24 protein-coding genes are annotated in these 26,509 nt (G+C 64.1%); 22 read left to right on the plus strand and 2 right to left on the minus strand.

Going from position 1 to position 26,509, the window contains the following annotated elements; all coding sequences use genetic code 11:
* Positions 1 to 298 precede the first annotated feature (298 nt).
* From E8F06_RS28625 to E8F06_RS28680, 12 genes are all read left to right on the plus strand, one after another.
* Positions 299 to 784 (plus strand): flavin reductase family protein, encoded by a 486-nt coding sequence (locus E8F06_RS28625; RefSeq protein WP_179059335.1) that lies wholly within the window; start codon positions 299 to 301, stop codon positions 782 to 784.
* A 703-nt stretch (positions 785 to 1,487) separates the two neighbouring features.
* Positions 1,488 to 2,531, plus strand: coding sequence for an LLM class flavin-dependent oxidoreductase (locus E8F06_RS28630; protein ID WP_280372524.1), 1,044 nt, complete (start codon positions 1,488 to 1,490; stop codon positions 2,529 to 2,531).
* 68 nt (positions 2,532 to 2,599) lie between these two features.
* Entirely contained in the window at positions 2,600 to 2,758 is a 159-nt protein-coding gene (locus E8F06_RS28635; protein ID WP_280372525.1) for a hypothetical protein, read from the plus strand.
* Between the two features lie 125 nt (positions 2,759 to 2,883).
* Positions 2,884 to 3,570, plus strand: coding sequence for an isochorismatase family cysteine hydrolase (locus tag E8F06_RS28640; protein WP_280372526.1), 687 nt, complete (start codon positions 2,884 to 2,886; stop codon positions 3,568 to 3,570).
* Positions 3,571 to 3,575: 5 nt separating this feature from the next.
* Positions 3,576 to 4,931 carry a cytosine permease gene (locus E8F06_RS28645; RefSeq protein ID WP_280372527.1) on the plus strand — a complete coding sequence of 452 codons (1,356 nt, stop codon included), beginning with the start codon at positions 3,576 to 3,578 and terminating at the stop codon, positions 4,929 to 4,931.
* 462 nt (positions 4,932 to 5,393) lie between these two features.
* A complete protein-coding gene (locus E8F06_RS28650; RefSeq protein ID WP_280372528.1) occupies positions 5,394 to 5,984 on the plus strand; it encodes an amino acid synthesis family protein in 591 nt (196 codons plus the stop codon).
* Between the two features lie 26 nt (positions 5,985 to 6,010).
* A complete protein-coding gene (locus E8F06_RS28655; protein WP_280372529.1) occupies positions 6,011 to 6,844 on the plus strand; it encodes an alpha/beta fold hydrolase in 834 nt (277 codons plus the stop codon).
* Positions 6,841 to 8,322 carry an aldehyde dehydrogenase gene (locus tag E8F06_RS28660; protein ID WP_280372530.1) on the plus strand — a complete coding sequence of 494 codons (1,482 nt, stop codon included), beginning with the start codon at positions 6,841 to 6,843 and terminating at the stop codon, positions 8,320 to 8,322. Before E8F06_RS28655 ends, E8F06_RS28660 begins: the two co-directional genes overlap by 4 nt.
* 12 nt (positions 8,323 to 8,334) lie before the next feature.
* A complete protein-coding gene (locus tag E8F06_RS28665) occupies positions 8,335 to 8,820 on the plus strand; it encodes a flavin reductase family protein (RefSeq protein ID WP_280372531.1) in 486 nt (161 codons plus the stop codon).
* 112 nt (positions 8,821 to 8,932) lie between these two features.
* Positions 8,933 to 9,322 (plus strand): carboxymuconolactone decarboxylase family protein, encoded by a 390-nt coding sequence (locus E8F06_RS28670; RefSeq protein ID WP_280372532.1) that lies wholly within the window; start codon positions 8,933 to 8,935, stop codon positions 9,320 to 9,322.
* Positions 9,323 to 9,403: 81 nt separating this feature from the next.
* Entirely contained in the window at positions 9,404 to 10,156 is a 753-nt protein-coding gene (locus E8F06_RS28675; protein ID WP_280372533.1) for a GntR family transcriptional regulator, read from the plus strand.
* 4 nt (positions 10,157 to 10,160) lie between these two features.
* Complete coding sequence (locus E8F06_RS28680; protein ID WP_280372534.1) at positions 10,161 to 10,724, plus strand: NUDIX hydrolase; 564 nt, start codon at positions 10,161 to 10,163, stop codon at positions 10,722 to 10,724.
* A gap of 92 nt (positions 10,725 to 10,816) precedes the next feature.
* Here the strand turns inward: E8F06_RS28680 and E8F06_RS28685 are convergent, their stop codons facing one another.
* Positions 10,817 to 11,110 (minus strand): DUF1330 domain-containing protein, encoded by a 294-nt coding sequence (locus E8F06_RS28685; protein ID WP_280372535.1) that lies wholly within the window; start codon positions 11,108 to 11,110, stop codon positions 10,817 to 10,819.
* An 80-nt stretch (positions 11,111 to 11,190) separates the two neighbouring features.
* Here E8F06_RS28685 and ribBA point away from each other — a divergent pair, with 80 nt between their 5' ends.
* The 7 genes from ribBA (at position 11,191) to E8F06_RS28720 (ending at position 21,205) form a co-directional block, all read left to right on the plus strand.
* Positions 11,191 to 12,300 (plus strand): bifunctional 3,4-dihydroxy-2-butanone-4-phosphate synthase/GTP cyclohydrolase II, encoded by a 1,110-nt coding sequence (gene ribBA, locus E8F06_RS28690; protein ID WP_280372536.1) that lies wholly within the window; start codon positions 11,191 to 11,193, stop codon positions 12,298 to 12,300.
* A gap of 656 nt (positions 12,301 to 12,956) precedes the next feature.
* On the plus strand, positions 12,957 to 13,982 hold the full coding sequence (locus E8F06_RS28695) for a polyamine ABC transporter substrate-binding protein (RefSeq protein WP_280372537.1): 1,026 nt from the start codon (positions 12,957 to 12,959) through the stop codon (positions 13,980 to 13,982).
* A complete protein-coding gene (locus E8F06_RS28700; RefSeq protein WP_280372538.1) occupies positions 13,967 to 14,926 on the plus strand; it encodes an ABC transporter permease in 960 nt (319 codons plus the stop codon). The genes E8F06_RS28695 and E8F06_RS28700 overlap by 16 nt, the downstream gene beginning before the upstream one ends.
* A gap of 3 nt (positions 14,927 to 14,929) precedes the next feature.
* Positions 14,930 to 15,739, plus strand: coding sequence for an ABC transporter permease (locus tag E8F06_RS28705; RefSeq protein WP_280372539.1), 810 nt, complete (start codon positions 14,930 to 14,932; stop codon positions 15,737 to 15,739).
* A gap of 17 nt (positions 15,740 to 15,756) precedes the next feature.
* Complete coding sequence (locus tag E8F06_RS28710; protein WP_280372540.1) at positions 15,757 to 16,905, plus strand: ABC transporter ATP-binding protein; 1,149 nt, start codon at positions 15,757 to 15,759, stop codon at positions 16,903 to 16,905.
* Positions 16,906 to 17,455: 550 nt separating this feature from the next.
* The gene (locus tag E8F06_RS28715; RefSeq protein ID WP_280372643.1) at positions 17,456 to 20,185 is read left to right on the plus strand and encodes a multicopper oxidase domain-containing protein; all 2,730 of its coding nucleotides are present in this window, start codon (positions 17,456 to 17,458) and stop codon (positions 20,183 to 20,185) included.
* A gap of 48 nt (positions 20,186 to 20,233) precedes the next feature.
* A complete protein-coding gene (locus E8F06_RS28720; protein WP_280372541.1) occupies positions 20,234 to 21,205 on the plus strand; it encodes an SCO family protein in 972 nt (323 codons plus the stop codon).
* Between the two features lie 604 nt (positions 21,206 to 21,809).
* Here the strand turns inward: E8F06_RS28720 and E8F06_RS28725 are convergent.
* Positions 21,810 to 22,778 carry a LysR family transcriptional regulator gene (locus E8F06_RS28725; protein ID WP_280372542.1) on the minus strand — a complete coding sequence of 323 codons (969 nt, stop codon included), beginning with the start codon at positions 22,776 to 22,778 and terminating at the stop codon, positions 21,810 to 21,812.
* A gap of 158 nt (positions 22,779 to 22,936) precedes the next feature.
* Here E8F06_RS28725 and E8F06_RS28730 point away from each other — a divergent pair, with 158 nt between their 5' ends.
* The 3 genes from E8F06_RS28730 to E8F06_RS28740 all read left to right on the plus strand — a co-directional run bounded on the left by E8F06_RS28730 (position 22,937) and on the right by E8F06_RS28740 (position 26,197).
* Positions 22,937 to 23,581 (plus strand): hydrolase, encoded by a 645-nt coding sequence (locus E8F06_RS28730; protein WP_280372543.1) that lies wholly within the window; start codon positions 22,937 to 22,939, stop codon positions 23,579 to 23,581.
* A gap of 65 nt (positions 23,582 to 23,646) precedes the next feature.
* Positions 23,647 to 24,204, plus strand: a complete 558-nt coding sequence (locus E8F06_RS28735; protein ID WP_280372544.1) for an antibiotic biosynthesis monooxygenase — start codon at positions 23,647 to 23,649, stop codon at positions 24,202 to 24,204.
* A gap of 154 nt (positions 24,205 to 24,358) precedes the next feature.
* On the plus strand, positions 24,359 to 26,197 hold the full coding sequence (locus E8F06_RS28740; protein WP_280372644.1) for an amidohydrolase: 1,839 nt from the start codon (positions 24,359 to 24,361) through the stop codon (positions 26,195 to 26,197).
* Positions 26,198 to 26,509 lie beyond the last annotated feature (312 nt).

The following is a 26,509-nucleotide window of genomic DNA, read 5'->3' on the forward strand; positions in this document are numbered from 1 at the left end:
GGGGGTTGTGCTGACGGCAGCAGCCACCCGAAAACGAACACCATATTATGGTATTCCAAGACTCAGACAAGGCTTTTTTGGACGTCAAACTGTACTGAAAATACGCCTTTGAGTAGCTGAATCGATCCACCATATCTTGGCAATGGCCCGTATTCAGTGGCTTACAGCGAACCTGACAACGTTCGTCGGACGGGGGAAGACGCAGAAAAATTCCACTTGCATTGAAAGTATTACGGTATACCATCAGACACAGATGCGCTGCCGGTCGCAGCCACTTGCTCCCGATAGGTACCCCGAAATGATCGACACCAATGCCTACAAACAAGTCATGGGCTCCTTCCCTTCCGGCGTCACCGTCATCACCACCCTGGATGACGACGGGCAGATCGTCGGGCTGACCGCCAGCGCCTTCAGCTCCCTGTCCATGGACCCGGCCCTGGTGCTGTTCTGCCCCAACTACAGCTCCGATTCCTACCCGGTGCTGATCAAGAGCAAGCGCTTCGCCATCCACCTGCTTTCCGCCGACCAGCGCGACGAGGCTTACGCCTTCGCGAAGAAGGGCAAGGACAAGGCGCAGGGCATCGACTGGACCCTGAGCGAATTGGGCAACCCTATCCTGGCCAATGCCACCGCCATCATCGAATGCGAACTGTGGCGCGAATACGAAGGCGGCGACCACGCCATCCTGGTGGGCGCCGTGAAGAACCTGATCGTTCCCGAGCAGGAAGTGATCCCGATGATCTACTGCCGCGGCAAGATGGGCGCGCTGCAGGCCTTCGCCTGACATCAAGTTGATGTGTGCTTTGAATCCCGCCCCCTAGATTGGGGGCTTTTTTTGCCCGCACATCGAATGCTTCCCCTGTAGGGGCGAATTCATTCGCCAAGCAGGACGCAGTCCTGCCGTAGGTTGGTCCGAGGAACGAGGCCCAACGCCTGTGGGCACTCCGTCCGTTGGGCTTCGCTCTGCGCCAACCTACGGGAAGTTCGTGCCGAACTCGGCCTCCCTCACCCCAGCCCTCTCCCAGCAGCCCGTGCGGACGCTCTTCCTGTGGCGGCGAATTCATTCGCCAAGCAGGACGCAGTCCTGCCGTAGGTTGGCCCGAGGAACGAGGCCCAACGCCTGTGGACACTCCGTCCGCTGGGCTTCGCTCTGCGCCAACCTACGGGAAGTTCGTGCCGAACTCGGCCTCCCTCACCCCAGCCCTTTCCCAACAGCCCGTGCGGACGCTCTTCCTGTGGCGGCGAATTCATTCGCCAAGCAGGACGCATTCCTGCCGTAGGTTGGTCCGAGGAACGAGGCCCAACGCTTGGGGGCACTCGGCGATACCCACGGCAAGGTTGTTCTGGCGGAAAGGCCTTGCAGATATTCCGTATTATGGTATACCAATATCCAGCAAGCCGCCCGGTAGGTCAGAGCCCACTGGCGGAGTCACCCCACCGCAGCGGCCGCTCCGTGGCCACGCAGAAAAAGGTTCGAGGTAAGCGACATGAAATTCTCTTTGTTCGTGCACATGGAGCGCTACGACGAGCAGATCAGCCACCGCCAGCTCTTCGAAGATCTGACCGAGCTGACGCTGATGGCCGAGGCCGGCGGATTCAGCACTGTCTGGATCGGCGAACACCACGCGATGGAATACACCATCTCGCCGAGCCCCATGCCGCTGCTCTCCTACCTCGCCGCCCGCACGACCACCATCCGCCTGGGCGCCGGCACCATCATTGCGCCCTTCTGGCACCCCATCCGCGTAGCCGGTGAATGCGCCCTGCTGGACGTGATCAGCAATGGCCGTATGGAAGTCGGCCTGGCCCGTGGCGCCTACCAGTACGAGTTCGACCGCATGGCCGGCGGCATGCCCGCCACCAGCGGCGGCCAGGCCCTGCGTGAAATGGTTCCGGTGGTGAAGGCCCTGTGGCAGGGCGATGTCGCCCATGACGGCGAAATCTGGAAGTTCCCCACCTCCACCTCTTCGCCACGCCCGATCCAGAAGCCCACCCCGCCGATCTGGATCGCCGCCCGCGACCCGGACTCCCACAACTTCGCCGTGGCCAACGGCTGCAACGTGATGGTCACCCCGCTGATGAAGGGTGACGAGGAAGTGGTGGACCTGAAGAACAAGTTCGAGGCCGCCCTGGCCAACAATCCCGACGTGCCACGCCCGCAACTGATGGTGCTGCGTCACACCCACGTCTACAGCCCCGAAGACAGCGAAGGCTGGAAGGTCGGTGCTGCCGCCATCTCGCGCTTCTATCGCACCTTCGATGCCTGGTTCGGCAACAAGCAGACCCCAGTCAACGGCATCCTGCCGCCGAGCCCGGAAGAGAAGTTCAAGGACCGCCCGGAGTTCGAGCTGGAGAACATCCGCAAGAACACCATGATCGGCACCCCGGAAGAAGTGATCGCGCGCATTCGTCACTACCAGGAACTGGGCGTGGACGAGTTCAGCTTCTGGGCCGACAACAGCCTCTCCCACGCGGAGAAGAAGAAGTCCCTGGAACTCTTCATCAAGCACGTGGTGCCGGCGTTCCGCTGATTTATGCTGCAAGCGGCCGGGTCGGGCGATCCGGCCGCTTTTCACCCATCCACAGGTGGTCGAACGCCATGTACGAGACTGGCATCACCCTCTGCACCCCCAAGCCACTGCCCGGGGCCGCCATGGCCTACCTGCGCGGCAAGTGGACGCCCGCCCATCTCTTCCTCAAGCGCCTGCGCTCCTCCGTCACCGCCAAGCAGAACGGCTTCTGGCAGATAGTCTGCTGACCAACTCTCTCCGCTGAAATTCGCCCGCGTCCGACGTTTCGCAGTCCTGGCGAGGTGCCTCCGTGCACCAGGCTGGCACGTTCCGGCGGCACGCGCTCATGGCCGAACAACAACAAGAGTTGCTCATGAACACAGACAGAGCTTTCCTGGTCATCGACCTGCAGCAGGAGGATGGTTTCCCCCTGCATGGCTTCAATCAAGTTATCCACAACACCGCCCGCCTTCTGGACGCGTCCCGGCATGCAGGCACGCCTGTCATCTACACCCGCCACATCAACGCGACGGACGGCAGCGACCTGCCACCGGGCGAACCACTGGATGCCACCGGGCGCCCGCTCAGCTACCGCGCCGGCACCCAGCAGGTGGAAATCATCGAGCGCCTGGCACCCGTACCGGGCGACCGTGTGATCGATAAACCGCGCTACAGCGCCTTCCACCGCACCGACCTTGACCAGCAGTTGCGCCAACTCGGCGTGCGCCGACTGGCAATCAGCGGCGTGCTCACCGACGCCTGCGTGCTGGCCACGGCACTCGACGCCTTCGCCCTGGGTTACGGCGTCGATCTCATCGCCGACGCCTGCACCAGCACCACGGAAGCCGCCCACAATGCCGCCCTGCTGATCATGGCCAACTGGGTCTACGCCATCGAACTCTTCTCCACCGAGCAGTTCCTGAAGGCACTGAATGCTGAAGCGCACCACTCCTGCCGCCCCACCGAGCCGGACCAGTTCGCCCATCGCCCCGACCAGTTCGTCGCCACCATCGCCCGCCTGCAGACCGAACTCGGCCTGCCGCGCCGTGAACAGGAGTGATCGCCATGCACGTTGAGAAAAGAAGCATCGATTTCATCCCCGAGAGCGAGCGCCATGGCAAGCCAGGCTCACTGTTCACCATCTGGTTCGGCGCCAACATGAACATCACCACCATCGCCTCCGGCGTGCTGCCGGTGGTCATCGGCCTGAACCTGTTCTGGAGCGCCGTGGCGATCATCCTCGGCTCACTGATCGGCGCCATCTTCATGGCCTCGCATTCGGCCCAAGGGCCGAAGCTGGGCATCCCGCAGATGATCCAGAGCCGTGCCCAGTTCGGCGTGATCGGCGCCGTGCTGCCGCTGCTGTTCGTGATGCTCATCTACCTCGGCTTCTTCGTCAGCAATACCCTGCTGGCGGCCCAGGCCATCGAGTCGGTGAGCCCGCTCGGCAGCGAGGCCAACATCTACCTGATCGGGGCGCTGTGCTTCGTGGTGGCGCTTTATGGCTACCGGCTGATCCATCGCCTGCAGAAGGTGCTGTCATTGCTGTCGGTGCTGGTCTTCCTGGTCGCCACCGCGCTGGCCCTGGGCCTGCCGATTCCCGATGGACAGTGGTCGGCGGCGGGCTTCTCGCTGTCGAAGTTCATGGTGGCGGTGAGCATCGCGGTGACCTGGCAGTTGTCCTACGCCCCCTATGTCGCCGACTACTCGCGCTACCTGCCGAGCAACACGCCGATGTCGCGGGTGTTCTGGTTCAGCTATGCCGGCACCGTGGCCGGCGGCGCCTGGATGATGATCCTCGGCGCCATGCTGAGCGTGGCCATCGATGGCTTCTCCGATAACGTCGGCAGCCACCTCGCTCTGCTGTTCGGCACAGCCGCCCTGCCGCTGTTCGCCTTCATCCTCTACGGCCAGGTGGCGATCAACGTGTTCAACCTCTACGGCGCCTTCATGTCCACTGTCACGGTGATCGAGCCCTTCGCCCGCCTGCGGGTGACGCCGCGTGTGCGTGGCCTGTTCATGCTGGCCATCAGCGTGATCGCCACGGCGCTGTGCACCATCAGCCAGGAAGACTTCATCAGCTACTTCCTGAACTTCATCTTCTTCATGAGCTACTTCCTCATCCCATGGACCGCCATCAACCTGGTGGACTACTACTGCCTGAGGAAAGGCGACTACTGCGTGGCGGATATCTTCGACCTGGACGGCCGCTACGGCCGGGTCAACCTGGTGGCTTGCGGCAGCTTCGTGCTGGCCATCCTGCTGGAGATTCCGTTCATGAACACCTCCCTTTACGTCGGCCCTATCGCCAACGTTCTGGACGGTGTCGACCTGGCCTGGGTGGTAGGGCTGGTGGTGCCGGCGCTCACTTACTACTGGGTGATGCGACGTAGTCTCGCGCGCGATCTGCAGCTTTTGTAACCCGATTCATTCGGAGGCCGGCCGTAGGTTGGTCCGAGGAACGAGGCCCAACGTCCGGGGAAACTCCGTCCGTTGGGCTTCGCGTAGCTCAGACGCAACCTACAAAAGCGCTCTTCTCCTTGTGGGGGCGAATTCATTCGCGAAGGGGCGCGCAGCGGCCCCCGAAAAATCTCTCGGCCGGACCTACGGTCCGGTTAGCGAATGAATTCGCCCCCACATCTAAATCTCCCAACGACGTCTTGGCTTATATCGCCACGGAATCTCGTATTACGGTATTCCATGTTTTCCCGTATCCTTCGCGGCCCTTCTACCGCCCCCATGGCGCGGCGTTCCTGGCCTTCCTCCTTCTCCAGATGACCTTCCGTCGCCGACCCCCACCCTCTTCCGGTGGCTGGCTCTTGCATATTCAATATTATGGTATACCATCAGACAGCAAGAGACTTCCCAACCCAGGAGAGCCCAATGAGCTTCGAAATTCGCAAGATCGTCAGCTACGTGGAAGAGACCTTCATCGAAGGCGGCAAGGCCACTGACAAGCCCGTGACAATGGTGGGTCTGGCCGTGGTGATGAAGAACCCGTGGCTCGGCCGTGGCTTCGTCGAAGACCTCAAGCCCGAAATCCGGGCCAACTGCTCCGATCTGGGCGCCATGATGGTCGAGCGCCTGACCGCCGCCATCGGCGGTGCCGCGAAGATCGAAGCCTATGGCAAGGCCGCTGTGGTCGGTGCCGACGGTGAGATCGAGCACGCGTCCGCCGTTATCCACACCCTGCGTTTCGGCAACCACTACCGCCAGGCAGTGAACGCCAAGAGCTACCTGAGCTTCACCAACAAGCGCGGCGGCCCGGGCACGTCTATCCAGATCCCGATGATGCACAAGGACGACGAGGGCCTGCGTTCCCACTACATCACCCTTGAAATGCAGATCGAAGACGCACCGCGTGCCGACGAAATCGTCGTCGTGCTGGGCGCCGCCGACGGTGGCCGCCTGCACCCGCGTATCGGCAACCGCTACATCGATCTGGAAGAGCTGGCTGCCGAGCAGGCCCAGTAATCCCAAGGCTTGTGCAGGAGCGATCCATGATTCGGCTCACCGCTGAACGCACACCGGCCGGCACCAGTTATCTGGCGACCGGCCAAGGCCACCCCGTGGTGCTGATCCACGGTGTCGGCCTGAACAAGGAAATGTGGGGCGGCCAGATCGTTGGCCTGGCCCCGCAGTTCCAGGTCATCGCCTACGACATGCTCGGCCACGGCGCCAGCCCGCGTCCGGAATCGGGCACCGGGCTGGTGGGTTATGCCGAGCAGCTGCGCGAACTGCTGGAGCACCTGAAGCTGGAGCGGGCCACCGTGATCGGCTTCTCCATGGGTGGACTGGTGGCGCGGGCATTCGCCCTGCACCACCCGCAGCAGATTGAAGGGCTGGTGATCCTCAACAGCGTGTTCAACCGCAGCGCCGAACAGCGCGCCGGGGTGATCGAACGCACGCGCCAGGCCGCCGAACACGGCCCGGACGCCAACGCCGAAGCGGCCCTGTCGCGCTGGTTCAGCCGCGAGTACCAGGCAGCCAACCCGGCGCAGATCGCCGCCATTCGCCAGACCCTTGCCAGCAACGATCCGCAGGGCTATCTGACTACCTATGAGCTGTTCGCCACCCAGGACATGTACCGCGTCGACGACCTGGGCAGCATCCAGGTTCCGACCCTGGTCGCCACCGGCGAACTGGACCCTGGCTCGACGCCCGAGATGGCCCGGCAACTGGCCGAGCGCATTCCCCGCGCCCAGGTAGTGGTGCTCGAAGAGCAACGGCACATGATGCCGGTGGAGTCGCCGCGTCTGGTCAACCAGATGCTGCTGGATTTCCTCCAGCAGGCGCAGACCTTACAGAACCAAGCAAAGGGGATCGTCGCATGACGCTCGCACGCTTCCAGATGTGCATCGACGGCCAGTGGGTCGATGCGCTGTCCGGCAAGACCTTCGAAAGCCTCAACCCGGCGCTCGCCGCGCCCTGGGCGGAACTGCCCGATGCCGACGAGGCGGATGTCGAGCGTGCCGTACAGGCGGCCCAGAAGGCTTTCGAAAACCCGGCCTGGCGCGGCCTTTCCGCCACCGCGCGGGGCAAACTGCTGCGCCGCCTGGGTGACCTGATCGCCGAGAACAAGGAACACCTGGCCCAGCTGGAAAGCCGCGACAACGGCAAGCTGATCCGCGAAACCCGCGGCCAGGTCGGCTACCTGCCGGAATTCTTCCACTACACCGCCGGCCTCGCGGACAAGCTGGAAGGCGGCACCCTGCCGCTGGATAAGCCCGAGCTGTTCGCCTACACCGTGCACGAGCCACTGGGCGTGGTCGCCGGGATCATCCCGTGGAACAGCCCGCTCTACCTGACCGCGATCAAACTGGCCCCTGCCCTGGCGGCCGGCAACACCATCGTCCTCAAGCCTTCCGAGCACGCCTCGGCGACGATCCTCGAGCTGGCGCGCCTGGCCCTTGAAGCCGGCATCCCGGCGGGTGTGGTCAACGTGGTCACCGGCTTCGGCCCGAGCACCGGCGCGGCGCTAACCCGCCATCCGCTGGTACGCAAGATCGCCTTCACCGGCGGCGCCGCCACCGCGCGCCACGTGGTGCGCAGCAGTGCGGAGAACTTCGCCAAGCTGTCGCTGGAACTGGGCGGCAAGTCGCCCAACATCATCTTCGCCGACGCCGACCTGGACAGCGCCATCAACGGCGCCGTGGCCGGCATCTACGCCGCCTCAGGGCAGAGCTGCGTGGCCGGCTCGCGCCTGCTGGTGCAGGACGAGATCTACGACGAATTCGTCGAACGCCTGGTGGCCCGCGCCCAGCGCATCCGCATCGGCAACCCGCAGGACGACAGCAGCGAGATGGGCCCCATGGCCACCGCGCAGCAGCTCGCCGTGGTGGAAGGCCTGGTGGCCGACGCCCTTGCCGAAGGTGCGCGCCTGCGCATGGGCGGCAAGCGTCCGTCGATCGATGCCGAAGGCTGGTACTACGAGCCGACGCTGTTCGAGTGCGACAGCAACTCGATGAAGATCATGCAGGAAGAAGTCTTCGGCCCGGTGGCCTCGGTCATCCGCTTCAAGGACGAGGCAGAAGCCCTGGCCATGGCCAACGACTCCCAGTTCGGCCTCGCTGCCGGCATCTGGACCCGCGACCTGGGCCGCGCCCACCGCATGGCCCGTGACGTGCGTTCCGGGATCATCTGGGTCAACACCTACCGCGCGGTTTCGGCCATGGCGCCCATCGGCGGTTTCCACAACAGCGGCTATGGCCGTGAGAGCGGCATCGATTCGGTGCTGGCCTACACCGAGCTGAAAACGGTGTGGATCAACCTCTCGCAGGCCCCCATGCCCGACCCCTTCGTGATGCGCTGAGAGGGCACCACCATGATCGAACCCGGCATCTACAAAGAAGTGATGGGCTCCTTCCCCTCCGGCGTGACCGTGGTCACCACCCTGGACGCCGAAGGGGACATCGTCGGCATCACCGCCAGCGCCTTCAGTGCCCTGTCCATCGACCCGGCCCTGGTGCTTTTCTGCCCCAACTACGCCTCGGACACTTACCCGATCCTGCGCGACAGCAAGCAGTTCGCCATCCACCTGCTGTGCTCCGACCAGCAGGCCGAGGCCTACGCCTTCGCCAAGAAGGGCAAGGACAAGGCCAAGGGCATCGACTGGCACCTGAGCGAGCTGGGCAACCCGCTGCTCACCAAGGCCACCGCGATCATCGAATGCGAGCTGTGGCGCGAGTACGACGGTGGGGACCACGCAATCATCGTCGGGGCGGTGAAGAACCTGATTTTGCCCAAGGACGAGGTCACGCCCATGGTCTACCACAAGGGCAAGCTGGGCGCCCTGCCGGAGATCGCCTGAGTCACCTTCGGGGCCGCTGTTCGCCACTCTCGACAGCGGCCCTTTTTTATTCCACGGCCCAGGTAGGGTGGGCTTCAGCCCACCGGCCGGACCTGAACAGGGAGCATCCAAGATGAGCAACGACAAGTACGCCAAGGGCCTGGAGATCCGCACCAAGGTCCTGGGCGAGGCCTATGTGAACAAGTCGATCCAGAACGCTGACGACTTCACGCGCCCCCTGCAGGAACTGGTCACGGAGTACTGCTGGGGCCACGTCTGGGGCCGGGACGGCTTATCGCTGAAAGAACGCAGCATGATAAACTTGGCCATGATTTCGGCACTCAACCGCCCTCACGAATTGAAGCTTCACGTTCGCGGCGCCCTGCGTAACGGCCTGTCCCGCGAGCAGATCCGCGAAATCCTCCTGCAAGTCGGCATCTATTGCGGCGTGCCGGCAGCGGTGGACAGCTTCCGCATCGCTCGCGAAGCCTTCGCCGAAGCTGATTCCGAGGCCCAGGGTTGATTGCCGGCGCCACCCGATGATGGAGCACCCTCTGGTGCTCCATCGTTTTTCCTACGGACAGCCATAACCAGAGCGGACCACATGAAACGCTTGCCCCTCGACGACAGCTTCAAGGTCAATCGCAATCCCGTCACCCTGCGCGAGATCGTCCTCGACAAGCTGCGGGGCGCCATCCTGAACTTCCAGCTTCTACCCGGCGATCGCCTGGTGGAGCGCGACCTCTGCGACCGTCTAGGCGTGAGCCGCACCTCGGTGCGTGAAGCCCTCCGCCACCTGGAGTCCGAAGGCCTGGTGGAGTTCGCCGATGCCAAGGGTCCGCGCGTCGCCATCATCACCCTCGAAGACGCCTGCGACATCTACGAGCTGCGCTGCGTGCTCGAAGGCCTAATCGTCCAGCTCTTCACCCTCAACGCCAAGGCCAAGGACATCCGCGCCCTGGAACGCGCCCTCGACGACAACCGCAAGGCCCTCGAAGAAGGCGAGCTGCAGCAGGTGCTCGAGTCCGTCCAGGGGTTCTACGACGTGCTGCTGGAATGCTCCGGCAACCACATCGCCGCTACCCAGCTGCGTCAGCTGCAGGCACGCATCAGCTACCTGCGCGCCACGTCCGTCTCCCAGGAGAACCGCCGCGGCGCCAGCAACAAGGAAATGGAACGCATCGTCGAAGCCATCAAGAGCGGCGATCCGCTGGCCGCCCACCAGGCTTCGGTGGACCACGTCCGCGCCGCCGCCAAGGTGGCCCTGGACTACCTCAGGTCCAAGCAGGACGAGCCGGGCAAGGTGCGCGAGATCGCCAGCCCCATCGCCCTCAAAGAGCCGCGCATAGGACGCTGACGCCATGCGCGCCCCGCGTTTCTGCCCCCAGTGCGGATCAGGCGACCTGAACCGCCGGCAGCCCGACGGGGACACCCATTCCCGGCTGGTCTGCGGCGACTGCGGCTACATCCATTACGAAAACCCGAAGGTCATTGCCGGCTGCATCATCGAGCAGGACGGCAAGTACCTGCTCTGCCAGCGCGCCATCCCGCCCCGCCCCGGCACCTGGACCCTGCCCGCCGGCTTCATGGAAAACGGCGAGACCACCGAGGAAGCGGCCCTGCGGGAGGTGTGGGAAGAGAGCGGCGTGCGCGCCGAGATCGTCTCGCCCTACTCCATCTTCAGCGTGCCGAAGATCAGCGAGGTCTACATCATCTTCCGCGCCATCGCCCTGGAAGTGACCGGTCAGCACGGGCCCGAGACCCTCGACTACCGCTTCTTCGCCCCTGAGGAGATTCCCTGGGAGAGCATCTACTACCCGGCGATCCGGCAGATTCTCGAGCGCTATATCGAAGAGCGCGAGGCTGGGGTGTATGGGATCTACATGGGGAATGACGATACCGGGAAGATTCACTTCATCCGCTGAAGTCCATGCTCTTGTAGGTTGGTGCAGAGCGAAGCGAAGCCCAACGAGCAGGCCTCGACTCCGCGCGTTGGGCCTCGCAGGCTCGGACCAACCTACGGTTCCACCCCTTCCACGATAATCACCTCCGCCTTCGCCACGCCCCGGCGATATCCACAGGCTTCCTGGTATTCCGCCGAGTGGTAGCAGGCCAGCGCCTGCTCGTAGGAGGTGAACTCGATCACCACGCTACGCTGGGGAGTGGTGCGCCCTTCCATCGCCTGTGAACGGCCGCCGCGGGCCAGCAACTTGCCGCCGTATTGAGCGAACGCCGCGGGAGCCCGGCGGGTGTATTCGCTGTAGCGCTCCGGGTCCGTCACATCGACGTGGGCGATCCAGTAAGCCTTCATGCTGACCTCTGCTGTTCCGGTTAAATTGGTATTATGGTATACCAGATTACTTTCTATTTTATCCAGCCAGGTGTCACGCCATGCCGTTCAACCGCATCGAAGAAATCATCGAAGACTACCGCCAGGGCAAGATGGTCCTGCTGGTGGACGACGAAGACCGTGAGAACGAGGGCGACCTGCTCCTGGCCGCAGAGAAATGCACCCCCGAGGCGATCAACTTCATGGCCCGCGAAGCCCGTGGCCTGATCTGCCTGACCCTGACCGACGAACACTGCGAACGCCTTGGCCTGGAGCAGATGGTTCCGGCCAATGGCAGCGCCTTCGCCACCGCCTTCACCGTGTCCATCGAAGCCGCCACGGGCGTGACCACCGGCATTTCGGCCGCCGACCGCGCCCATACCGTGCTCACCGCCGTGGCGGCCAATTCCACGGCCGACGACCTAGTGCAACCCGGCCATATCTTCCCCCTGCGCGCGCGCGAAGGCGGCGTGCTGACACGCGCCGGCCACACCGAAGCCGGCTGCGACCTGGCGCGCCTGGCCGGCTTCTCCCCGGCCTCGGTCATCGTCGAAGTGATGAACGACGACGGCACCATGGCCCGCCGCCCGGACTTGGAAGCCTTCGCCGAGAGGTACGGAATCAAGATCGGCACCATCGCCGACCTGATCCACTACCGCCTCAGCACCGAACACACCGTCTCCCGCATCGGCGAGCGGGAACTGGCCACGGTCCACGGCACCTTCCGCCTGGTCACCTATGAAGACCGCATCGAGGGCGGCGTGCACATGGCCATGGTGATGGGCGATATCCACCGCGACGAACCCACCCTGGTGCGAGTGCATGTGATCGACCCACTGCGCGACCTGGTGGGTGCGGAATACACCGGGCCGAAAAACTGGACCCTCTGGGCCGCCCTGGAAAAGGTGGCCGAGGCCGGCCACGGCGTGGTGGTGGTCCTGGCAAACAATGAATCCTCCCAGGCCCTGCTCGAACGCGTGCCGCAACTCACCCAACCGCGCCGGCAGTTCAGCCGCTCGCAGTCGCGCATCTACTCCGAAGTGGGCACCGGCGCGCAGATCCTCCAGGACCTGGGTGTGGGCAAACTGCGCCACCTCGGGCCACCACTGAAATACGCTGGCCTCACCGGGTATGACCTGGAAGTGGTGGAGACGTTGCCGTTCGAGGGTTAACGCCCCTCTCGGAAACCCTGCCTCTTCCTGTGCGAATTCATTCGCGAAGCAGGCCGAAGGGCTGCCCTTCCAGATCAACACCTAGCCAAACACAACTTCCCTCACCCCTGCCCTCTCCCAGAGGGAGAGGGCGTTGTCCGTGCAGGGAATTTATCGCCAAGCAGGCCGCAGGGCTGCCCTCTCCCCCGGCCCCTCTCCCTGAAGAGGAGAGGGGTGACTCCCGGCTCACCCACAGCACAGTCCTGTGGGGGCGAATTCATTCGCTGAGCAGGCCGAAGGACTGCCTTACAAGCTCAACTCCGAGCGAAGTGTGACATCCCTCACCCCTAGCCCCTCTCCCAAAGGGAGAGGGGAACTCGCGCCTGCAACTTCACGGCGGGGCACATCCCTGTAGGGGCGAATTCATTCGCCAAGGGCGGCGAAGCTGCCCCCAGCGCCCGGTGAAATGCCCTCCCCAACCACTCGTCACCCACTCCATCGCGGAGGACTTGCAGAAAGCTTGGAATACCATAATATGACATTCCGTAGGCCGAGATAATTCGGGACTGCCTCCCACCTCGACCGCCCTTGAATCCCCCCAGTGGGGTCCTGCTCCTGATAAGCGGGTAGAAAGCGAAGCCCGCTTGCGTACAAACACAACAATGAGGGCAAGCAAGATGGTGTTCAAAAAACGTGCAACCGCGGTACTCGCCGCAGCATTCCTGGCCGCGACCAGCACCGCTGCCCTCGCCGCCGACAACCTCAGTTTCGTGAGCTGGGGCGGCACGACCCAGGATGCGCAGAAACAGGCCTGGGCCGAGCCCTTCAGCGAAGCCAGCGGCATCCATGTGGTCCAGGACGGTCCCACCGACTACGGCAAGCTGAAAGCCATGGTCGAAAGCGGCAACGTTCAGTGGGACGTGGTAGACGTCGAGGCCGACTTCGCCCTACGCGCCGCTGCCGAGGGCCTGCTGGAACCCCTGGACTTCAAGGTGATCCAGCGCGACAAGATCGACCCGCGCTTCGTTTCCGACCACGGTGTCGGCTCCTTCTTCTTCTCCTTCGTGCTCGGCTACAACCAGGGCAAGGTCGGCGGCAAGACTCCGCAGGACTGGACCGCCCTGTTCGACACCGCCAACTACCCGGGCAAGCGCGCCCTCTACAAGTGGCCAAGCCCCGGCGTGCTGGAGCTGGCCCTGCTGGCTGACGGCGTGCCCGCCGACAAGCTCTATCCGCTGGACCTGGACCGCGCCTTCAAGAAGCTCGACACCATCAAGCAGGACATCGTCTGGTGGGGCGGTGGCGCCCAATCCCAGCAGTTGCTGGCCTCCGGCGAAGCGACCCTCGGCCAATTCTGGAACGGCCGCGTCTACGCCCTGCAGCAGGACGGCGCGCCGGTGGGCGTGAGCTGGAAGCAGAACCTGGTCATGGCCGACTTCCTGGTCATCCCGAAAGGCGCCAAGAACAAGGACGCGGCCATGAAGTTCCTGGCCAACGCCAGCAGCGCCAAGGGCCAGGCCGACTTCGCCAACCTCACCGCTTACGCCCCGGTGAACGTCGACAGCGTGGGCCAGCTCAAGGGCGATCTCGCCCCCAATCTGCCCACCGCCTACGCTAAGGATCAGATCACCCTCGATTACGCGTACTGGGCCAAGAACGGCCAGGAAATCGCCGCTCGGTGGAACGAATGGCTGGTCAAGTGAAGATGGCTGCCATTCAGCCCGGCTCGCAGGCCAAAGCCACCGGAGGCGCATCCCGCGCCTCCCGTGGCACCGACTCCAAGGCTGCGCCGATGAAACAAGACAACCAGGCCGCGCTGCGCTGGCGCGGCGCCCGCAACCTGATCCCGGCCCTGCTCTTCCTCGGTCTGTTCTTCCTCGCGCCGCTGATTGGTCTACTCCTGCGCGGCGTCCTGGAGCCCACTCCGGGGCTCGGCAACTATGAGCAGTTGTTCGCCAACTCGGCCTATACCCGGGTGCTGTTCAACACCTTCGCCGTCGGCGGCCTGGTGACCCTGATCAGCCTGCTGCTGGGGTTCCCCCTGGCCTGGGTGATCACCCTGGTGCCCCGTGGCTGGGGCCGCTGGTTGCTGAATATCGTCCTGCTGTCGATGTGGACCAGCCTGCTGGCGCGCACCTACTCCTGGCTGGTGCTGCTGCAGGGGTCTGGCGTGATCAACAAGGTGCTGATGGCGATCGGCATCATCGACCAACCCCTGGAGATGGTGCACAACCTCACCGGCGTGGTGATCGGCATGAGCTACATCATGATCCCGTTCATCGTGTTGCCGCTGCAGGCCACCATGTCCGCCATCGACCCGATGGTGCTGCAAGCCGGCTCCATCTGCGGCGCCAGCCCCTGGACCAACTTCTTCAAGGTGTTCCTGCCGCTGTGCCGTCCGGGCCTGTTCTCCGGTGGCCTGATGGTCTTCGTCATGTCGCTGGGTTACTACGTCACCCCGGCCCTGCTGGGTGGGGCGCAGAACATGATGCTGCCGGAGTTCATCGTCCAGCAGGTGCAGTCCTTCCTCAATTGGGGCCTGGCCAGCGCCGCCGCCGCGTTGCTGATCGTCATCACCCTGGCGCTGTTCTACGTCTACCTGAAGCTGCAACCGGAATCTCCGGTGGCTTCCAGTACTGCGAGGTAAGCCATGCTGCTGTCACCCAATGCCATGGGCCTGCGCCTGCGCATCGGCCTCTACCTCACCACGGGGATGATCGCAGCCTTCCTGCTGCTGCCGATCCTGTTCATCGTGCTGCTGTCCTTCGGCTCCTCCCAGTGGCTGGTGTTCCCGCCGCCGGGCTGGACGCTGAAGTGGTACGACCAGTTCTTCTCCAACGCCGAGTGGATGGAGTCGGCCCTGGCCAGCCTCAAGGTGGCCGTGCTGACCACTTTCTGCTCCGTGGCCCTGGGCCTGCCGACCGCCTTCGCCCTGGTGCGCGGCAGGTTCCCCGGCCGGGAGTTCCTCTACGGCCTGTTCACCCTGCCGATGATCGTGCCGCTGGTGATCATCGCGGTGGCCGTGTACGCCCTGTTCCTCAAGCTGGGCTACACCGGGACGCTGTTCTCCTTCGTGGTCAGCCACGTGATCGTCGCACTGCCCTTCACCATCATCTCGATCATCAACTCGTTGAAACTGTTCGATCAGTCCATCGAGGACGCCGCGGTGATCTGCGGTGCCTCGCGGCTGCAGGCAGTATTCAAGGTGACCTTCCCGGGGATTCGCCCCGGCATGATGGCCGGCGCCCTATTCGCCTTCCTGGTCTCCTGGGATGAAGTGGTGCTGAGCGTGATGATGGCCAGCCCGACCCTGCAGACCCTGCCCGTGAAAATGTGGACCACCCTGCGCCAGGACCTGACCCCGGTGATCGCCGTCGCCTCGACGCTGCTGATCGGTCTGTCCGTACTGGTCATGGTGATCGCCGCCGTGCTGCGCCGGCGCAACCCTGCAAGCGCCTGAGCGCCGAGGTAAAGACAATGAGTGCCGTGATCCAAGACACCCGCGAAAACAAGACCCTGGTCAGTCTGCGAAACCTGAACAAGCACTACGGCGACTTCGCCGCTGTGGATAACATCAACCTGGACATCCAGGACGGCGAGTTCCTCACCTTCCTCGGCTCCAGCGGCTCGGGCAAGAGCACCACCCTGTCCATGCTGGCCGGCTTCGAGACGCCCAGCTCCGGGGAAATTCTGGTGGACGGCAAGTCCCTGGTGAACGTGCCGCCGCACAAGCGCGACATCGGCATGGTGTTCCAGCGCTACTCGCTGTTCCCGCACCTCAACGTGCGCGACAACATCGGTTTCCCCCTGGACATTCGCAAGCAGGCGGCCGGTGAACGCGAGCGCCGCGTCGAGTCCATGCTCAAGCTGGTGCAGCTGGAGAAGTTCGCCCAGCGTCGCCCGGCCCAGCTTTCCGGCGGCCAGCAGCAGCGCGTGGCCATTGCCCGGGCCCTGGTGTACGAACCGCGCATCCTGCTGATGGACGAACCCCTGGGCGCCCTGGACAAGAAGCTGCGCGAAGACCTGCAGGACGAGCTGCGCCACCTGCACCGTCGCCTCGGCATCACCATCGTCTACGTAACCCACGACCAGGAAGAAGCCATGCGCCTGTCCCAGCGCATCGCCATCTTCAGCCACGGCCGCATCGTCGGCCTGGGCAGCGGTTACGACCTCTACCAGGACCCGCCGAACGCCTTCGTGGCGTCGTTCCTCGGCAACTCCAACTTCCTCAAGGTGAAGGCCCAGGGCAACGCCGTGGCCAGCTTCGAGAACCAGCCGCTGGCCATCCGCCCCACCGCTGGCCTGAAGAACGAGCAGGAACTGGTGTTGATGGTGCGTCCGGAAAAGGCCCAGGTACTGACCCCGGAACAGGCCGCCGTGGAGCCCCTGGCCGCTGGCTGGAACCAGATCCAGGCCAAGGTTACGGAAACCGTGTTCCTCGGCGAGTGCCTGACCTGCAGCGTGATCACCGCGGGCGGCACCTGCCTGACCCTGAAGGAACTCTCCGGCGCCACCGCGCCTCTGCAACCGGGTGCGCAAGTCATGGTGCGCTGGGCCGCAGCGGACGCCTGCGTCTACACCGAGTGGAACGAAAGCGACCTGGCCAAGGGCGCCGGGGCGCATTGAGGAAAAAATTCGAGCATCCCTCATTCGTGACGGATGCTCGAATCCATCGGAGGGTGCGCGCGGCGCACCCTACTCGGAAACCTGCAAGTGCGATTCGCTCTTGCAAAGTTTCCCGAAGCCCCGCCGGAATCCCGTCGCTGCCAAAAACCGACGCCAAATGATCTCCCTATTGAATCTTCAAATGCCCTGAAACCCCCAATTTTGGGGGTCTACCGCTTGTGCCGACCTTTTGACCACTCGCCAAACGAGATTCATTCGACTCATTGACACACCTTGTTACAAAGAAAAGGATTACCCCCGAGGCCTGCGTGCCACTACAGCCTCGCACCCGATGTCGCGTGCCGCGGCGCGGCCGTTTTACAACAGCATCGCCGACGACCTCCGCCCCACCCCGTGCCTCTATCCGGTGGCCCGACTCCTCTTTTCGGTGTGTTCCTCTCTCTTCGATAGCGAGGTGGGTATGTCTGCCCGGAATACGCGTGCGATCTCGAAAGCCCTGAACAGGGTGCCGAAGATCTTCAAATCCTCCGGTTTCTTCCTTGGTGCGCTGATGGCGCTGGATCTCTACGCCGCGGTCGCCGTTCCCCTGGACCTGTTCGGGCCACCGCCGGCGGACGACCCGTCGCACTTCACGGGCCCACCGAAGAACCCTCAGGCGGCCCTGGATGCACTGGAAACCGCCGCACCGGCCAACTCCGGCGCCATCGAACTGCCCAACGGCGTGATCGGCGACCGCGATGCCACCCGCGTCGACAACGTGCTGCCACCGGCACGGCAGACCTCGTTCAACTACCCCACCAACGGCAAGCCGAGCCCGCTGTACGGCGCCCAGCCCTTCACCCAGCAGATGATGCTGTTCGAAGTGTTCGGCCTGGAGAAACTCGACCCCACCTCGCCGCAGCAATCCATCTCCTTCCCCGAACCGAGCATTGGTTCGGCCCCCGAGCAGGACCCGGGCGACGCCTCGCGCAGCGGCCCGTCCGGTGAAGACCTCGATGCCTTCCTCGGCCAACCGGGTCTGTCGCCCTTCCCGACCCAGTACGCCGACACCCTGGACCGCAATCCCTGGAGCACGGAGATCGAGGATTTCCTGCATCGGCAGATAGCCGGCTCCGCTGAGGGCCGCCCGCCAGGCATGGGCTGGTCGCATCAGCGCTGGAACGAGTTCTACCCGCAAGTGGAGATCAAGACGGCCCAGGCCGGAGCCCGAGTCAATGGAGGTGTGCGCGACCAGTATCAACGCCACGGCTACAACGAAGGTGAGTTCGGCCCCGGCGGCCTCTACTACAACACCGCCGGCCTGCCCTTCACCAACGGCACCACGCGCGGCATCCAGCCACGCTTCCACCCCAACATGCCGGTGCAGGACCACAACGCCCTGTGGACCTTCGATGGCACCTTCCCGCCCAAGCTGATGATGGTCCGCTATGGCCAGCCGATCCTGTTCCGCCACTACAACGCGCTGCCGATCGACCCGGCAGCCAACCGTGGTTTCGGCCTGCACACCATCACCACCCATGAACACAACGGCCACACGCCGGCCGAGAGCGATGGCTACGCCAACGCCTTCTTCTTCCCCGGCCAGTTCTACGACTACCGCTGGCCGATCCAACTGGCCGGCTACGACACCATCAACACCACCGCCAGCGACCCGCGCGCAGCGTTCCCCTGCGACGACGGCGAAACGCTGTGGGTGAACGACGCCCATCCGGGCCTGAAGACCTGCCAGAACGGCCGGATCCAGATTCGCGGCGACTGGCGCGAAACCATGAGCACCCACTGGTTCCACGACCACATGCTCGATTTCACCGCGCAGAACGTCTACAAGGGCAACGCCGCGATGATGAACTACTACAGCGCGGTGGACCGGGGTAACGAAGCCTTCGACGACGGCATCAACCTGCGTTTCCCCAGCGGCACGGCCGAATCCTGGGGCAACCGCGACTACGACGTGAATCTGCTCGTCGCCGACAAGGCCTGGGATCAGCAGGGCCAGCTCTGGTTCAACCCCTTCAATACCGACGGTTTCCTCGGCGACCAGGTGCTGGTCAACTGGCAGTACAAGCCGTGGTTCGAGGTGCGCGCCCGCAGCTACCGCTTCCGCATCCTCAACGGCTCGGTATCGCGTTACCTGAAGCTGGCCGTTGTGCGTGAAATCAAGGGCACCGGCGGCGAGTTCCAGGGGCCCAAGGGCTCGGGCGTCTCCTATGCGCGGGTGCCGTTCCACATGATCGCCAACGACGGCAACATCATGGAACACGCCGTGCCCTTCGACGGCACGCTGGACCTGGACCATGACGGCAACCTCAAGGATCACTTCGGCGTCCTGCCCATCCAGGGCATCGCCGAGCGTTACGACATCATCGTCAACTTCGCCAAGAGCGGGATCAAAGCCGGGGACAAGCTGTACTTCGTCAACGTCCTCGAACATGAAACCGGCAAGGGCGCCAAGCAGGAGATCGCCCTCGCCGACATCCTCTCCGAGAAGTACAAGGCGGTGATCAAGCAGACCAGCAACGGCCCCGCCTGGGACAAGGGCGACCCGGGCGTCGGCAAGTTCCTCCAACTGCGGGTGCAGGCCTACAGCGGCCAGGACCTGGCGATGAACCCGGCCGACTACGAGCCGGCCAAGCCGGGCAAGGCCGAAGGCAAGGTGATGATCCCGCTGACCCTGCACGCCGATAACCCCAACGATCGCCAACTGCTGAGCTTGGCGCGTCACCGCAGCTTCGAGTTCGGCCGCTCCAACGGCACCGACGAAACCCCCTGGACCATCAAGACCGACGGCGGCCAGGGCTTCAACATGGACCCGCGGCGCATCTCTGCCGCCCCACGACTGGCCAATGGCCCAACGCCGGCCGGCTACAGCGGTGCCGGCACCCTGGAAATCTGGAAGATCAAGAACGGTGGCGGGGGTTGGTCACACCCGGTCCATGTGCACTTCGAGGAAGGCATCGTCCTCAGCCGCGGTGGCCTGCCACCGCCGGAATGGGAGAAGTGGGCGCGCAAGGACGTCTATCGCATCGGCGAAGACAGCGAGAGCCAGCAAAGTGTGGAAATGGCCGTGCACTTCCGCGAGTTCGCCGGGACCTACATGGAGCACTGTCACAACACCCAGCATGAGGACAACTCCATGCTGCTGCGCTGGGACATCGAGCACCCCGGCCAGGTCCAGCTGATGCCCACGCCCCTGCCCAGTTGGGATGGCGTGAGCTATGTGGACTCGGTCGCCCTGCCCACTTTCCGTACCGGCGACGGCACCGGCCAGACCAGCCGCTAACCCCAAGCGGGACGGGGCCGGCGCGGCCCCGTCCCAGGGAGAGAGCCCATGCGCATTCCAGGCATCCACTGGCTGGCCCTCACCCTGCTGGCACTGGCCACCGCCTGTGCCGGCTTCTGGCTGGCGCCGGCCGGCCGGCCCGTCGCAGCCGCCCCCTGGGGCCGCGACTACTTTCCCAACAGCGAACTGATCGACCAGGACGGCCAGCACCTGCGCTTCTTCGACGACCTGATCGAAGGCAAGGTGGTGGCGATCAACTTCATCTTCACCAGCTGCGGCGATAGCTGCCCGCTGGAAACCGCACGCCTGCGCCAGGTGCAGAAACTGCTGGGCGACCAGGTCGGGCGTGACATCCACTTCTACTCCATCAGCATCGACCCCATTCACGACACGCCGGAAGTGCTCAAGGCCTATGCGACGAAGTTCCAGGTGGCGCCGGGCTGGCAGTTCCTCACCGGCGACTACGACGAGATCACCCGGCTGCGGGAAAAGCTCGGCCTGCTGGTGCCAGGGGATGATCCGGGCAACCTCAAGCAGCACAACCTGAGCCTGGTGGTGGGCAACCAGGCCACCGGCGAATGGATGAAGGTTTCGCCCTTCGAAAACCCCTATATCCTCGCCGACAAGCTGGGCAACGGCCTGCAGAACTGGAGCAAGGCCGATCCCACCAGCCGCAACTACGCGGATGCCCCGGTCATCCGTCCACCCTCCAGCGGCGAGCAGGTATTCCGCACCCGCTGCAGCGCCTGCCACACCCTCGGCCCGCAGGACGGCGAACTGGGCGGATTGCGCAGCGTCGGCCCCGACCTGCTCGGCGTGACCCGCCAACGCGACCGCCAATGGCTGGCCCGCTGGCTCAAGGAACCCGACCGCATGCTCGCCGAGCAAGACCCGCTGGCGACGAGCCTCTTCCAGCAATACAACAAAGTCGCCATGCCCAACCTGCGACTGGGCGAGCAGGACATCCAGGCACTGATGCGGTACATGGACGATGAGACATTGCGGCAGGTGAAACGGTGACGGTTACCTACGGTGGACATCCATAACTTGTGGGGGCGAATTCATTCGCTATGGGCAACACCGTTGCCCCCTGCAATTCCGATGGGCAGCCCTTCGGCCTGCTCAGCGATTGAAATCGCCCCCACAGGAGAAGGCGCCGCACATCCTCTGTAGGGGCGAATTCATTCGCTAAGGGCAACACCGTTGCCCCCTGCAATCCCATTGGGCAGACCTTCGGCCTGCTCAGCGATTGAAATCGCCCCCACAGGAAAAGCGCATCGCGCCCTGCACCTATCCCCCAGCAGGCACCCATACCCTGTGGGGGCGAATTCATTCGCCGAGGGCAACACCGTTGCCCCTGCAATCCCGATGGGCAGCCCTTCGGCCTGCTCAGCGATTGAAATCGCCCCCACAGGAAAAGCGCATCGCTCCCTGCACCTATCCCACAGCAGGCACCCATACCCTGTGGGGGCGAATTCATTCGCTATGGGCAACACCGTTGCCCCCTGCAATCCCGATGGGCAGACCTTCGGCCTGCTCAGCGATTGAAATCGCCCCCACAGGAAAAGCGCATCGAGCCCTGCACCTATCCCACAGCAGGCACCCATCCCCTGTGGGGGCGAATTTATTCGCTATGGGCAACACCGTTGCCCCCTGCAATCCCATTGGGCAGACCTTCGGCCTGCTTGGCGATTGAAATCGCCCCTACAGCCCTGCTCATCTCCTCCACCAGGAAATCGATGAAGGCTCGGGTCTTCTGTGGCATGCGGCGGGCCGAGGGGTAGACGGCGTTGATGCTGATGGGCGGCGCCTGCCATTTGCACAGCACCGCCACCAGCCGGCCGGCGGCCAGGGCTTCGTCGACGATGAAGCTCGGCAATAGGGCGATGCCCATACCAGCCTCGGCCACCTGGGCGAGGAAGTCGCCGTTGTTGGCCTGGAGCGGACCGTTCAACTGCACCCGCCGGGTCTCCTCGCCGTTGCTCAACGCCAGGCTGACACCACTCTGCAGATAGCCGTAGCCAAGGAACGCGTGATTGGCGAGGTCCTCCGGCGACTGCGGCATGCCGGCCTTTTCCAGGTAAGCGGGCGAGGCCACCAGATAGCGCGGCGCCGGGGCGATGGTGCGCGCCACCATGGACGAGTCCGCCAGGCTGGCGATGCGGATGGTCACGTCAAAGCCGCCGCGCACCGGGTCCACCTGCTGGTCGCTGAGCACCAGCTGCAGCTCGATCTGCGGGTGCCGTTCATGGAACAGCGAAATCAGCGGTCCGAGCTTGCGCAGGCCGAAGGACATGGGCGCGTTCACCCGCAGCACGCCACGCAACTCCCCTACCCCATCCCGAGCCCGCTGCTCGGCCTCGTCGAGGGCCGCCAGCAGGTCCCGCGCCGACTCGAAGTAGTCCGTTCCCGCCTCCGTCAGGTGCAGGCTGCGCGTCGTGCGTACCAGCAACTGCACGCCGATGGCCTCTTCCAGCGCCTGCACCTGCTTGCTCACGGTGGAGCGCGGCAGGTCCAGCGCCCGTGCCGCCGCGGCAAAGCCATTGCTGCGCACAGTTTCGATAAAGGCGCGCATGCACTCGACCCTGTCCATCAATGTCTCCAATTCAGAATCAATGAAGTTCAATTATGCCGAATTGTTTCTCTCAATGGGCGAGCACAAAATTCATCCCACGTCGGAACCAAACAGCCTTCACGGAGAAGGCACCGGCCAGGAAGCAATCAAACAACTCACGCTCCAGGAGAAATGCCATGTCTATCCGCGAACTGCTGAACCCGACCAACTCCGCCCTGATCCTGATCGACCACCAGCCGCAAATGGCCTTCGGCGTGCAGTCCATCGACCGCCAGCAACTGAAGAACAACACCGTGGGCCTGGCCAAGAGCGCCAAGATCTTCAACGTCCCGACCATCCTCACCAGCGTCGAAACCGAAAGCTTCAGCGGCTACATCTGGCCGGAACTGCTAAGCGTGTTCCCGGATCAGCAGCCCATCGAACGCACCTCGATGAACTCCTGGGAAGACGAGAAATTCGTCGCCGCCGTGAAAGCCACCGGCCGCAAGAAACTGATCATCGCCGCCCTGTGGACCGAAGTCTGCCTGACCTTCCCTGCCCTGGAAGCTATGGATGCCGGCTACGAGGTGTACATCGTCACCGACGCTTCCGGCGGCACCTCCCAGGAAGCCCATGACATGGCGGTACAGCGCATGATCCAGGCTGGCGCCATTCCGGTGACCTGGCAGCAGGTCCTGCTCGAGTACCAGCGCGACTGGTCGAAGCGCGAAAGCTACGACGCGGTGATGGACCTGGTGCGCGAACACAGCGGTGCCTACGGCATGGGCGTGGACTACGCCTACACCATGGTGCACAAAGCGCCCCAGCGTCAGGTGAAGTAAGCCACAAGGCCGGAGGCGACCAACGCCTCCGGCCTTCTTCCACGCCTTGCACGGAGCACCTCGCCATGACCACCGACGATATCGTCACGCTGCTGATCCGCCACCGGGTCAAGGAAGGCCGGGAACAGGAATACGAAGGCTGGCTGCGCCGCATCATCGGCATCGCCAAGGGATACCCCGGCCACCTCGGCATCGATGTGGTGCGGGATCGCAAAGACGGCTTGCACCTGTTCACCTGCGTCCTGCGCTTCGCCAGCACGGCCCAGCTCCAGGCCTGGCTGGACTCCACCGAGCGCCGTCTGCTGATCGAGGAAGTCAGTCACCTGCTGGCCGATGGCGACCAGGTGGAAATCAATCCCGAGCGGGAATTCTGGTTCACCCCAATACCGGCCGACGTGCCGCAGCCACCACGCTGGAAACAGGCCTGCATCACTTTCCTGGTCATCCTGCCGCTGGCCTTGCTGGTGCCGCTGCTCTGGCAGCCGCTGTTCAAGCTGCAACCCTGGCTCGGGAGTTACGTGGCGAGCAACGTGGTGATTACCGCCAGCATCGTGCTGCTGGTTGTCTATCTTTTCATGCCGCCGGTGACACGTTTTTTCGCCGGTTGGCTGAACCAACGTTGAGCCCAAGGAGGGTTCCATGAGCGAAGACCCAACCAGCAACAGCCGCCGTCAGTTCCTCGCCGCCAGCAGCGTGCTCGGCGCCGCCGGCGCGCTCTGGTCCGCACTGCCCTTCGCCGGCGCCGCAGGCGTCGCCCATGCCACCTCAGGGGGTTCCATGTCCGCTGACCTGATTCTGTTCAACGGCCGCTTCCACACGGTCGACCGCGAGAAACCCAACGCCAGCGCCGTGGCCATCAAGGACGGCCGCTTCCTCGCCGTCGGCACCGATGCCGAAGCCATGGCCCTGCGCGGCGACGCCACCCAGGTCATCGACCTCAAGCAGCGCACCGTCATCCCCGGCCTCAACGACTCGCACCTGCACCTGATCCGGGGTGGCCTCAACTACAACCTCGAACTGCGCTGGGAAGGCGTGCCCTCCCTGGCCGATGCCCTGCGCATGCTGAAGGACCAGGCCGAGCGAACCCCCAGCCCGCAGTGGGTGCGGGTGGTCGGTGGCTGGAACGAATTCCAGTTCGCCGAGAAGCGCATGCCGACCCTCGAAGAGATCAACCGCGCGGCACCTGACACCCCGGTGTTCATCCTCCACCTGTATGACCGCGCGCTGCTCAACCGCGCCGCGCTGAAGGCGGTCGGCTACACCAAGGACACCCCCAATCCGCCCGGCGGCGAAATCCAGCGCGACGCCAACGGCAACCCCACCGGCATGCTCATCGCCCGGCCCAACGCCACGATTCTCTACGCCACCCTGGCCAAGGGGCCGAAACTGCCGCTGGAGTATCAGGTCAACTCCACCCGCCAGTTCATGCGTGAGCTGAACCGCCTCGGCCTGACCAGCGCCATCGATGCCGGCGGCGGCTACCAGAACTACCCGGACGACTACCAGGTGATCCAGGAACTGGCCAACAAGGGCCAGCTGAGCGTGCGTATCGCCTACAACCTGTTCACCCAGAAGCCCAAGGAAGAGCTCACCGACTTCAAGAACTGGAGCAAGGTGGTGAAACCGGGCGACGGCACCGACTTCTTCCGCCACAACGGCGCCGGCGAGATGCTGGTGTTCTCCGCCGCCGACTTCGAGGACTTCCTCGAACCGCGCCCGGACCTCGCACCGAGCATGGAGCAGGAGCTGGAGCCGGTAGTCCGCCACCTGGTGGAGCAGCGCTGGCCGTTCCGCCTGCACGCCACCTACGACGAATCCATCTCGCGCATGCTCGACGTGTTCGAGAAGGTCAACCGCGACATCCCGTTCAACGGCCTGCCGTGGTTCTTCGATCACGCTGAAACCATCTCGCCGAAAAACATCGAGCGCGTCCGCGCCCTCGGCGGCGGCATCGCCATCCAGGACCGCATGGCCTTCCAGGGCGAGTACTTCGTCGACCGCTATGGCGCCAAAGCCGCCGAGAAGACCCCGCCGATCCAGCGCATGCTCGCCGAAGGTGTGCCGGTGGGCGCCGGCACCGACGCCACCCGTGTGTCCAGCTACAACCCCTGGACTTCGCTGTACTGGCTGGTCAGCGGCAGGACCGTCGGCGGCCTGGAGCTTTATCCACAAGGCTTGTCCCGCGCCACCGCGCTGGAACTCTTCACCCACGGCAGCGCCTGGTTCTCCAGCGAGCAGGGCAAGAAGGGACAGATCAAGGTGGGCCAGCTGGCCGATGTGGCGGCACTGTCGGCGGACTTCTTCAACGTCGAGGAAGAAGCGATCAAGTGGATCGAGTCTGTGCTGACCATCGTCGACGGTAAGGTGGTTTACGCCGCCGGCGAGTTCGACAAGCTCGGCCCGCCCCAGGTCCCGGTGCTGCCCGAGTGGTCGCCGGTGGCCAAAGTGCCCGGCCACTGGAAGCCCGCCGCCCCGCTCGCCGCCCAGGTGCACCAGTGCGTCGGCGCCTGCGCCGTGCATGCCCACAGCCACGAACGGGCGCGCCAGTCGAGTGTGCCGGTGAGTGATTTCCAGGGTTTCTGGGGGGCGCTGGGCTGTTCCTGCTTCGCTTTCTGAGGCTGGACTTGTGGGGGGAATTCATTCCCCCTGCAATCCCATTGGGCAGCCCTTCAGCCTGCATAGCGATTGAAATCGCCCCCACAGGAAGAGCGCACCGCACCCCACACATATCCCGCAGCGGGCACCCATACCTTGTGGGGGCGAATTCATTCGCTAAAGGGCAACACCGTTGCCCCCTGCAATCCCATTGGGCAGCCCTTCGGGCTGCTTGGCGATTGAAATCGCCCCCACAGGAAAAGCGCACCACACCCCACACATATCCCGCAGCGGGCACCCATACCTTGTGGGGGCGAATTCATTCGCTAAAGG

The sequence above is a fragment of the Pseudomonas sp. BN411 genome, assembly GCF_029871235.1.
Lineage (GTDB): Bacteria > Pseudomonadota > Gammaproteobacteria > Pseudomonadales > Pseudomonadaceae > Metapseudomonas.